General features: G+C 66.4%; 11 protein-coding genes. 3 read left to right on the top strand and 8 right to left on the bottom strand.

The genetic code is table 11. The features are described from left to right. The first annotated feature begins 168 nt into the window (after positions 1-168). Positions 169-876 carry an IS6 family transposase gene (locus tag Q0581_RS06850; RefSeq protein ID WP_298698851.1) on the top strand — a complete coding sequence of 236 codons (708 nt, stop codon included), beginning with the start codon at positions 169-171 and terminating at the stop codon, positions 874-876. A gap of 783 nt (positions 877-1,659) precedes the next feature. On the opposite strand, the gene Q0581_RS06845 is transcribed toward Q0581_RS06850, so the two are convergent. From Q0581_RS06845 to Q0581_RS06810, 8 genes are all read right to left on the bottom strand, one after another. Next, the gene (locus Q0581_RS06845; RefSeq protein ID WP_298698849.1) at positions 1,660-2,007 is read right to left on the bottom strand and encodes an antibiotic biosynthesis monooxygenase; all 348 of its coding nucleotides are present in this window, start codon (positions 2,005-2,007) and stop codon (positions 1,660-1,662) included. Between the two features lie 527 nt (positions 2,008-2,534). Next, complete coding sequence (locus Q0581_RS06840; RefSeq protein ID WP_298698847.1) at positions 2,535-2,777, bottom strand: ammonium transporter family protein; 243 nt, start codon at positions 2,775-2,777, stop codon at positions 2,535-2,537. A 10-nt stretch (positions 2,778-2,787) separates the two neighbouring features. Then, positions 2,788-3,171 carry a copper resistance protein CopC gene (locus Q0581_RS06835; RefSeq protein ID WP_349256587.1) on the bottom strand — a complete coding sequence of 128 codons (384 nt, stop codon included), beginning with the start codon at positions 3,169-3,171 and terminating at the stop codon, positions 2,788-2,790. A 20-nt stretch (positions 3,172-3,191) separates the two neighbouring features. Beyond that, positions 3,192-4,385 carry a copper resistance protein B gene (locus Q0581_RS06830; RefSeq protein WP_298698845.1) on the bottom strand — a complete coding sequence of 398 codons (1,194 nt, stop codon included), beginning with the start codon at positions 4,383-4,385 and terminating at the stop codon, positions 3,192-3,194. Next, entirely contained in the window at positions 4,382-6,193 is a 1,812-nt protein-coding gene (locus tag Q0581_RS06825; RefSeq protein WP_298698843.1) for a copper resistance system multicopper oxidase, read from the bottom strand. Before Q0581_RS06825 ends, Q0581_RS06830 begins: the two co-directional genes overlap by 4 nt. Before the next feature lie 125 nt (positions 6,194-6,318). Then, on the bottom strand, positions 6,319-6,888 hold the full coding sequence (locus Q0581_RS06820; RefSeq protein WP_298698842.1) for an RNA polymerase sigma factor: 570 nt from the start codon (positions 6,886-6,888) through the stop codon (positions 6,319-6,321). A 9-nt stretch (positions 6,889-6,897) separates the two neighbouring features. After that, on the bottom strand, positions 6,898-7,338 hold the full coding sequence (locus Q0581_RS06815) for a periplasmic heavy metal sensor (protein ID WP_298698840.1): 441 nt from the start codon (positions 7,336-7,338) through the stop codon (positions 6,898-6,900). Beyond that, on the bottom strand, positions 7,335-7,604 hold the full coding sequence (locus Q0581_RS06810; protein WP_298698839.1) for a hypothetical protein: 270 nt from the start codon (positions 7,602-7,604) through the stop codon (positions 7,335-7,337). The genes Q0581_RS06815 and Q0581_RS06810 overlap by 4 nt, the downstream gene beginning before the upstream one ends. A gap of 130 nt (positions 7,605-7,734) precedes the next feature. Between Q0581_RS06810 and Q0581_RS06805 the strand changes: the two genes are divergently transcribed. Beyond that, positions 7,735-8,889: an acyltransferase gene (locus Q0581_RS06805; protein WP_298698837.1), complete on the top strand. Its 1,155-nt coding sequence runs from the start codon at positions 7,735-7,737 to the stop codon at positions 8,887-8,889. Then, on the top strand, positions 8,886-9,362 hold the full coding sequence (locus Q0581_RS06800; RefSeq protein ID WP_298698835.1) for a DUF411 domain-containing protein: 477 nt from the start codon (positions 8,886-8,888) through the stop codon (positions 9,360-9,362). Before Q0581_RS06805 ends, Q0581_RS06800 begins: the two co-directional genes overlap by 4 nt.

The following is a 9,362-nucleotide window of genomic DNA, read 5'->3' as shown; positions in this document are numbered from 1 at the left end:
GGACGACCGGCTGAACCGGGTGCGCCAGGGGGGATCGTCGCTGATCGCGGCCTTCACCTATGACGACTTGGGGCGTCGCACGGGTGTGACGCGGGGCAATGGGGTGGCGACGGGTGTTGTCAGCCCAAACTGATTGCGGGCTAAGGGAGGCGGCCGTAGCGTCTCCGGATGGCCAAATCGACCAACCCCTTTCGCTGGTTTGACAGCTCGCCGGAGGTGATCCGGCTCGTGGTCATGATGTACGTCCGATATCCGCTGTCCCTGCGAAACGTCGAGGACCTGCTGGCCGAGCGCGGCATCGACATCTGCCACGAGACGGTGCGGCTCTGGTGGAACCGGTTCGGCCCGATGTTCGCCGCCGAGATCCGCCGCAAGCGCGTGCATCACATGCGCGCCTACACCCACTGGCGCTGGCTTCTGGACGAGGTCTATGTCCGGATCAACGGTGAGATGCGGTACCTATGGAGAGCCGTCGATCATGAAGGCGAGGTTCTGGAATCCTTCGTCACCAAGACCCGCGACAAGGCCGCAGCGCTGAAGTTCATCAAGAAAGCCATGAAGCGACACGGCCGACCGAAGGCCATCGTGACGGACGGGTTGCGCTCGTACAAAGCCGCCCTCAACGACCTCGGAAACGCCGATCGTCAGGAGGTCGGCCGTTGGGCCAACAACAGGGTGGAAAACTCCCATCTGCCGTTCCGACGACGAGAGCGAGCGATGCTTCGCTTCCGCCGGATGAAGACCCTGCAGAAGTTCAGCTCCGTCCACGCCGCCTTCCACAACCACTTCAACCAGGACCGCCATCTGATCAGCCGAGACGACTACAAGGCCCGACGCTCAGCCGCCCTGGCTGAGTGGCAGTCGCTCGCCGGCTGAGGTTCGACCACCTTGCCCAAGGTGCGTTCAGTGGAGACAAGTTCGCGTTGGACTGACAGCACCCCGCCACGTGCTTGTGGATGAACGGCAGCGAGGCCACGTTCTTCAGCTGCTTGAGCGCCGCATCCTCGATGGGCACCCCCCGGGTCCAAGCCTTGATCGGCGCATGTCCCGGTTCGTCGATTACGTCATAGCCACGCATGGCCGACGTCTCCTATTCTGTCTGGTCCTCTCGAACCGGCCAGCAGGATGTCTCGCAGAAACAAGAAACCCCTCCAGCCGGAGCGGGAGGGGTTTCTGGAAAGCCGAACCGGTCTGGCCCGAATTCTCCTACACACCCTCCACGCGCATGGCCTTGCCCTCGACCGGCTGACGGTCGAGCGACATGGGCAGGCTCGGGTTGGTGACGGAGGCGAACATGGGTCTTCTCGGTTTCGGGAGGCGGGCTGATAGCCGAAAGCGGTCAACCGCGCCAGTCCAAAACGAAAAGCGGTGCCGGCAGTAGTGCGCCAGGAGCGGACGTTGGCACGCCTACGGATTCGAGCCATTCAGCCAAGCCGGCCGAGGTCAGATGGAGAACGCCTCGCAGGCATGGAGCCGAGGCCGCAGAGCAGCCAGCACAACTTGATGGGGGTTGGCCGCTCAGCGGTGTTGGGAAACCGCTCGCCACTGGAGCGCGACATGCTACAGGGGCTCTAAGCAGCCTTACCTCTCGCGCATCCCAAATCTGGCTAATCGGCTCCCGCATTTAGAAGACGACAGCCGGGCGGCCACGATCCCCGCTTAGTTCCGGATCTCACCGCTTTGGTCGGTTAGTTTGTACGCGAGAACCTGTGCGTCCTCGATTTTCGGCAGCCCGTCGAGCAATTCCGGGGTTCTGGCGACGAGCGCATGCCCAACCTTCCCCGCGAGATGGGCGAGCCGTCCCGCATCACTCGGGAAGGTGTCGAAAATGGCGAAGTCGTCGTGGCCGAAGCGAACAGCATACCACGTGGTCGTGTCCCGCTCCTCCATAACGGCCGCCAGGCCGTCTCGCAGGAAGGCCTCGACATCGGCCTCCTTGCCGGGCTTCGCGCGCAATCGCACGAACAGCGCCTTGTTCACAGGTGAGCGGGTTTCAGCATCGGCCATCACGGTCTCCTTTCGAGTTCTTGGGCGTCATGGCAACGCTCCGCGGCGGTATTGGCTGCGTCCATACCGAACCGAGGTCCGCGTCGCACCGGCGGTAGATGACTATCCGCCCGACTTTTTTTCGCGTTCCGCTGGTCCCCCGGGGTGGAGCAAGGCCTCGGCCCCTCCGCTGCGGTTCGGTTGCATGGCGCCAACTCTCCGGGTTCGAGCTCGGTTTGAAGGATCGGGAATTGTGGCTTGAGGCGGCGCGACGGCGGCCGGTACATCACCAAAGACAGGCCAGCGTCGTTAGGACCTGCCGGCTCGGCAGCAGACGTCGCCGATGGCCGGCTTGAGTCAGAAGCGGTCGATCCATCTCTGGCTGAGCTTAAGGTCGGCTCCTGACTCTTTGGCGACTCCGGGAGCGTCCGCTTTCCGGTGTGAGCCAAAGTTTGTTCTGGGGCATTGCAGCCTCGACCTTAGCGCGCTCGACCGATGGTCGTCGGCGGTTGGGCGGAGAGTTCCTGCCGAAATCGTAGAAGTGTCGCTTAGGTTGGTGAACGCTGCTGATTGTGGTTCACGGCCTCTGACGAAGGCCTCGCAGGCGCGCTGTCAGGTGCCAGTGAATGAGCGGGAGCCGAAGACGAATCATTCTGCATCTCGTCGCAGCACGTCATAGCCGCGTCCGCAGCCATGTCCTTGCAACAATCGCAGCCTTCGGCCGCCAGAGCCGCGCCCGCGCTCAGGGTCAGGATCGCGCCGGCGGCGGCCAGCAGGTTGGAAACCCTCATCGTCGTTCTCCTAGTGAACCATGAAGCTGACGGAGCCGGACATCTTGTGGCCGTCCGGGCCTTCGGCGGTCCAGGCGGCCGTGTAGTTGCCCGGCGCGAGGCGCGGAAGAGCCACGCCGACGGTGGCGGCGGCCGGCGCGGCGGGGACAGTGACGTCGACCGGAGCCTGCCCCTCGGCGGAGAGGGCGACGGTCTTGAGGACCATGGCGTGGGGGAAGGTGACGCTGAACCGCTCGGGCGAACCCTGGGTCATCGCGCCATTCGCAGGAACGGTCGTGATGCCGGATTGGGGCGCTGCGGCCTGGGCCGGCATAGCGTGACCCGCATGCGGGTCCTGGGCGGCGGCGGTGCCGGCGAACGCGAGGGCGGCGGTGACAACGAGAGTGCGGATCATCATGGGGTGGTCTCCTTCGGTTAGAACCAGGCCTTGAGGCCGACGACGAAGCGGGTGTCGTCGGTCTCGCCGCCTCGGGCCTCGATGTAATCGGCGGTATCGCCGAACGCGCGGCTCCACTCGATGCCGACATAGGGGGCGAACTCCTTGCGGAATTCGTAGCGCAGTCGCAGGCCCGCCTCGATCGAGGACAGGCCCGAACCGATCTCCAGTTCCGGAATGTCGCTGGCTGAAGCGTCGATTTCGAGGCGGGGCTGAAGGATCAGGCGCTGGGTGATGCGCTGGTCGTATTCGGCCTCGACGCGGGCGGTCAGGTCGCCGTCGGTCGACAGGAAGGCGGCGGCGTCGACTTCCCACCAATGGGGCGCCAGGCCCTGCAGGCCGAGGACCAGATGCGTGGTGTCCTCGCCGTCGGGCCGGAAGTCCTGACGCACGCCGGCCTGAACGTCCCAGAAGGGCGTGACCGCGCGGCTGTAGAGCGCCTGGACTTCAGCCTCCTCGAGCTCGCCGCCGAAGTCGCCTTCGCCCTCGGACTTCCACCAGAAGCGATTGATGTCGCCGCCCGTCCAGCCCTGGACGTCCCAGAGGTAGGTCTCGCCGTCGTCGCCGAAGCCGGCTTCGAGGCGATCGAGAATGACGGCCGTGGTGCGGACGTCGCCGTTTTCGTGAATCAGGGTCCGGCGAGAGGCGGCCATGGCCTCGGCGCCGAAGACGAGATCGGCGGCGTGGGCAGGGCCGGCCAGGGCGGCGGCCGGGAGCGGGTCCTCCGGAGGACGGCCGGGATTGTCGGAGCTGGTCGCCACATCGGGCGGCCCCATGCTCATGGTCGACATGTCATGCCCGGCGTGAGGGTCGGTCTGCGCGGGCGACATGGCCGACATGTCGTGGCCCGCGTGCGGATCAGCCTGGCCGGGCGTCGCCGCCGGCATCTGGTGTCCCGCGTGCGGGTCTACGGGCGCGGGCTGCGCCGGCATCTGGTGGCCTGCATGCGGATCCGCGGCGGGCGGCGTCTGCGCGGGCGGCATGACGTGACCGGCGTGCAGATCCTGCGCCGGTCGGGCCGGCGCCTGTGGCGTGGGCCGCGGTGCTGGCGCGGGGCGCGTCGGCGCCGCGGTCGCCGGCATCGTGTGGCCCGCGTGAGGGTCCTGGGCCTGGGCGCTGAAGGCGCTGGCGGCGAGCACCAGCGGGGCGAGGGCGACGGCGAGGCGGTTCATGACGCAGCTCCGTCCATGGGCCGCACCGTCACAACATTGAACATGCCGGCGTGCATGTGCATCAGCATGTGGCAGTGGAAGGCCCAATCACCGGGCGCGTCGGCGGTCAGATCGAAGGTCACCTTGCCGCCGGGCGCGACGTTGACCGTGTGCTTGAGGGGCTGGTGCCCGGCCGGTCCGCCGGTCACCAGTTCAAAGAAATGACCATGCAGATGGATCGGGTGGGCCATCATGGTGTCGTTGACCAGGGTCACCCGCACCCGCTCGTTGCGCTCGAAGCGGATCGGTTCGACCAGTTCGCTGAACTTTCGGCCGTCGAAGCCCCACATGAACCGCTCCATGTTGCCGGTCAGGTGGATCTCCATCGTCCGAGACGGGGGGCGCGGGTCCTTGTTCGGCTGGAGCGACACCAGGTCGGTGTAGACGAGGACGCGATGATCGACGGTCGTGAGACCGATCGGACGCTCACCCAGACGGTTGGCGGGGTCCATGGCGATCGCATCGACGCCGACGCCCACCGCCATGTCGGGCGGAGCGTTCTCGGGATCGCGCATGTTCATGCCCGACATGGACATCCCGGCCATCTCGCCGGCTGCGGGCGCGTTCTGGGTCGGAGCGGCGTGGTCCATGCCGGACATCGCGTCATGGTCCATACCGGACATGTCGCCCATCGCGCCGTGATCCATTCCCCCCATCCCCATGTCGCGCATGGTCAGGTTGGGAACCTCGCGCAGCGGCGGAACCTCGGCCGTCATGCCCAGGCGCGGCGCCAAGGTCGCCCGCCCCATGCCGGAGCGGTCAATGGCCTCGGAGACGATGGTGTAGGCGCGGTCCTCGGTCGGCCGGACGATGACGTCATAGGTCTCGGCGACCGAAATCTGGAACTCGTCGGTCTCGACCGGCCGCACGTTCTCCCCGTCGGCCTGAACCACCGTCATGGGCAGGCCGGGGATACGGACGTTGAAGATCGACATGGCCGAAGCGTTGATGATGCGCAGACGCACACGTTCGCCAGGCCGGAACAGGCCGGTCCAGTTTTCCTGCGGCCCGTGGCCGTTGACCAGATAGGTGTAGGTCGAGCCGTTGACGTCGAGGATATCGCGCGGGTCCATGCGCATCTCGCCCCACATGCGCCGCTCCTCCAGGCTCATCCGGTCCTCGCCCGAGATCAAGCCGGACAGGGTGGTGCGCTGCTGGTTGAAGTAGCCGGGGCTCTTCTTGAGTTTGTCGAGGATTTCGTGCGGATGCATGAAACTCCAGTCCGACAGGACCAGCACATGCTCGCGGTCGTAGCCGACCGGATCGGCGCCCGCCGGGTCGATGACGATCGGCCCGTAGTGGCCCATCGCCTCCTGAAGGTTGGAATGGCTGTGATACCAGAAGGTGCCCGACTGCCTGATCGGGAACTCGTAGACGAAGGTCTCGCGGGGTTTGATGCCGGGGAAGCTGATGCCGGGAACGCCGTCCATCTGGAACGGGACCAGCAGGCCGTGCCAGTGGATCGAGGTGTCCTCGTCCAGGCTGTTGCTCACCGACAGGCGGACGTTCTGGCCCTCGCTCAGACGCAGGAGCGGCGCCGGCAAAACGCCGTTGATGGTCACCGCATGGCCGGTGCGTCCGCCGACCGTGAAGGGCGAATGACCGATCGCCAGGTCGATGTTCGGTCCCGTCAGCGTCGGCATGTCCGCCCGCAAGCCCACCGACCCTGTCTGCGCCCAGGCAGGCATCAGGCCTTGTAGGCCCAGCAGCCCGCCGCCGGCGGCGGCGCCCCGGAGAAGCATTCGGCGATCGAGGCGGGGGGTCGACATCGGCGAGGAGTTCCTTGGTCGGCTATCAGCCGTTCGTTCAGATACGCATCCCGGTGGCGAAACCCTTGCGACAGGTCGCCACAGGGCGGGATCGCCGCCTTGTGCACCTTCCCTCCATGGCAAGGTCAAGCGCCTTCGCGGGGAGACCAGGCCAAGACCTCCGCCAGCTTCTTGCGGGCGCGGGCGATGCGGGTTTCCACCGCCTTCGGCGTGATGTGAAGAATCGAGGCGATCTCGGCGTGGGACCGCTCTTCAAGCGTGGCGAGCAGGAGCGGCGCCTTCAGGGTGTCCGGAAGGTCGGACAAGGCGCGTTGCAAGGCTTCCGCCTTGTGCTGGTGATCCAGCCGCGCTTCAGGCGAGGGTGCGTCGTCGCCCACCGCCGTCGCCTCCGGCGCATCGAGGCCCATGATCCCGCGCACGACGTGGCGAACGGCTCGCCGGCGACTCCAGTCGCGGCATTTGTTCAGAGCAATCGAGCGCAGCCAGACATCGAACGGCCGCGCCGGATCATACCGCCGCATGGCGAGCCAGGCGGACGCATAGGCTTCCTGAAGCACGTCATGCGCCTCGGCCTCGTCGCCGACGTAGCGGCGCACAAACCTGTAGAGGTCTGCCTTGGTGGCGGTCATCAGGGCGGTGAAAGCGGCCCGATCTCCACCCGCCGCGCGAACCTCGATGCTCTGCTCGGCCCCCACGCGCCGCGCTTAGCCGGCGTCGTCGCGCAGGGCGTCGACGACCGCTTCGTCAAACACCTCGGCCTGCGCCGGAGTCAGCACGGACCGCATCTCGAAGACATGGGTGATGGTCGCCTTCTGGAGATCGCCCATGGCCGCGTGAAAATGATCGACCGCCGCCTGGACGTGGGGCGTGTCTCCGTCGCTGGCGGCGATGGCGGCGGCCAGTTCGCGGTTGGCGGCGCGGACCTCGGCCTCCAGCGCCGGACGACGGGCGGCGAAGCGGGCTTCGATGACGTCGAGCCGGCGATCCTGTTCGGCGCTCAGATCGAGTTTTTCATGAACGATGCTGTGCAGGCTGGGAGGTTGTCGCTCCCGCATGACCCAGGTCGCGCTCGCCCAGGTCGCCGCGCCGCTCGCGAACGCCGCCATGATCGCCGTGACAGCGATGGACTTCCAGTTCGCCCTCATCCCCGGACATCCAGGCTGACGAGCGGCGACAGGCCGGCCGACACCGTGAAAATCCGCATCTCGGAAGGCTCCGGCCGAGGCGCCGAGAGCATCAGGCCGCCGTTTGCGACGCCGATTGCAAGGGCGAGCGCCACGGCGGCGATCCGGACCTGGCGCACGCGGACGCGCTCGCTGACTCGCGACCAGACCGCGTCCTCCACCCCGGCCAGTCCTGCCGCGTCGCCCGGCGCGGCCGTTCGGATGAGTCTTCCAATGTCGTCAGTCATTGCGCACCTGCATCACGCCCCACCTGCCATACGCGCCTGCTTCCTGTTCCCCTTGCGAGGGGATCAGCCGCCACACGCGTAAATACCAGAGAACGACCGGGACAGCCTGTCGTCCGAAGGGGGAAGCGGTGTGAGCGACAGGTCAGGCCCGGCGCGGGTTCCCTTTCCCGATGTGCTCGATCCCCTCACGAGCGTGAGGTTCTTCCTCGCGCTCGGCGTCGTGCTGTTCCATTACCAACTCTACTGGACGCTGCCGGCGGAGAGCGCGGGCTTGTTGAACCGCACCCGCCTGGGGGTGGACGTCTTCTTCATTCTGTCGGGCTTCATCCTGACGCACGTCTATCTGCAAGGGGACCGGCCGCTGGACTACCGGCGGTTCCTGGCAGCGCGGTTCGCGCGGATTTATCCGGCCCATCTGTCCATCCTTCTGGCCATGCTCGGCCTCGTGCTGGCCGCGCCCCTGTTCGGGGTCGGCCTGGAGCAGGGCCGCTTCAACCCGATCGACTTCGCCGGCACCCTGCTTCTTGTTCAAGCCTGGTTTCCGCGTGAAACCCTGGTCCTTTGGAATGGACCGGCCTGGTCGCTGTCTGCGGAGTGGTTCGCCTATCTGGCGTTCCCGGTCTACGCCGCCTTGGCCTTGCGACTACGGGCCAGGCCGTGGGTTCTGATCGCGCTCGCCGCGATACTGTTCGTCGCGCTGGATGCGATCTATCGCGTCCAGTTCGGGCGAGTGCTGCCTCGGGCGGAAGACAGCATGGGCATCCTCCGGATCATTCCCGAATTCCTCTATGGCATAGGCCTCTACTACCTCGGTAAGCGCTGGACGCCTTCAGCGCGCATGTCGGTCATGGGCGCTCTAGCGGCCACGGCCGCGCTGCTCATCCCGATGCAGATCGGGGTCGACGATCGCATTATCGTGGCGGCGGCTGGGCCCTTCATCCTGACGCTCGCGTTGTTGGCCAAGGCGGACGTTCGGACCTTCCTGTCCCACCCAGTCGCCCTATTTGCGGGTGAAGCCTCGTTTGCGCTCTACCTCGTTCACATCCCCGTCCTGATGGTGTGGCGCAACGCGGCGCAGGCGTTCGCTGGCTGGTCCGGAGACTACAGGATGGCCTTGGGTGAACTGGCTGCCATGCTGCTGTTGACGCTCGCCGCCGCCGCCGCCATCCATATCTTTGTCGAGCAGCCCGGCCGCCGCTGGCTCCGGGGGCGGATGGCGCCGCAGCGCGCCGATCCCATCGAAGCCAGACGATCCGTTCACAGCGATCAGGGAGAACCCTTTTGAACCCCGTCACCCTGAACCGTCGCCTGTTCCTGGGCATGGGCCTGGTCGTCGGCTTGAGCGGAACGGCCTGTGCCCAGACGCACCCGTCGAGAAACCTGGCGGTCTTCAAGACGCCGACCTGCGCTTGCTGCGATGCCTGGATCGCGCATATGCGCGAGGCAGGCTTCATCACCACCATCACGGTTCTTCCGAGCCTCCAGTCGGTCCGGAGCAGTCGAGGAATGCCGGACGCTGTAGCCTCCTGTCATACCGGGCTGATCGACGGCTATCTGGTCGAGGGTCATGTGCCCGCGCAGGATGTCGTCCGTCTACTGGCGGAACGTCCGACGGCGGTCGGCCTCGCCGTGCCGGCCATGCCGCTGGGTTCTCCCGGCATGGAAACGCCGCAGGGACATAAGGACGCCTACGACACCCTGCTGGTGCTCCCGTCGGGCGCTACCCGTGTGTTCGCTCGCCACAACCAACCAGCCTGA

It is taken from the genome of uncultured Brevundimonas sp. (genome assembly GCF_937863155.1).
Taxonomy (GTDB): Bacteria; Pseudomonadota; Alphaproteobacteria; order Caulobacterales; family Caulobacteraceae; genus Brevundimonas.
This window is presented reverse-complemented; position numbering and strand designations above follow the sequence as displayed.

Excerpts from the sequence above, each read along its gene's own strand:
- Q0581_RS06850 (WP_298698851.1), top strand. The coding sequence starts at position 169 with ATGGCCAAATCGACCAACCCCTTTCGCTGGTTTGACAGCTCGCCGGAG.
- Q0581_RS06845 (WP_298698849.1), bottom strand. The coding sequence starts at position 2,007 with ATGGCCGATGCTGAAACCCGCTCACCTGTGAACAAGGCGCTGTTCGTG.
- Q0581_RS06840 (WP_298698847.1), bottom strand. The coding sequence starts at position 2,777 with ATGAGGGTTTCCAACCTGCTGGCCGCCGCCGGCGCGATCCTGACCCTG.
- Q0581_RS06835 (WP_349256587.1), bottom strand. The coding sequence starts at position 3,171 with ATGATCCGCACTCTCGTTGTCACCGCCGCCCTCGCGTTCGCCGGCACC.
- Q0581_RS06830 (WP_298698845.1), bottom strand. The coding sequence starts at position 4,385 with ATGAACCGCCTCGCCGTCGCCCTCGCCCCGCTGGTGCTCGCCGCCAGC.
- Q0581_RS06825 (WP_298698843.1), bottom strand. The coding sequence starts at position 6,193 with ATGTCGACCCCCCGCCTCGATCGCCGAATGCTTCTCCGGGGCGCCGCC.
- Q0581_RS06815 (WP_298698840.1), bottom strand. The coding sequence starts at position 7,338 with ATGAGGGCGAACTGGAAGTCCATCGCTGTCACGGCGATCATGGCGGCG.
- Q0581_RS06810 (WP_298698839.1), bottom strand. The coding sequence starts at position 7,604 with ATGACTGACGACATTGGAAGACTCATCCGAACGGCCGCGCCGGGCGAC.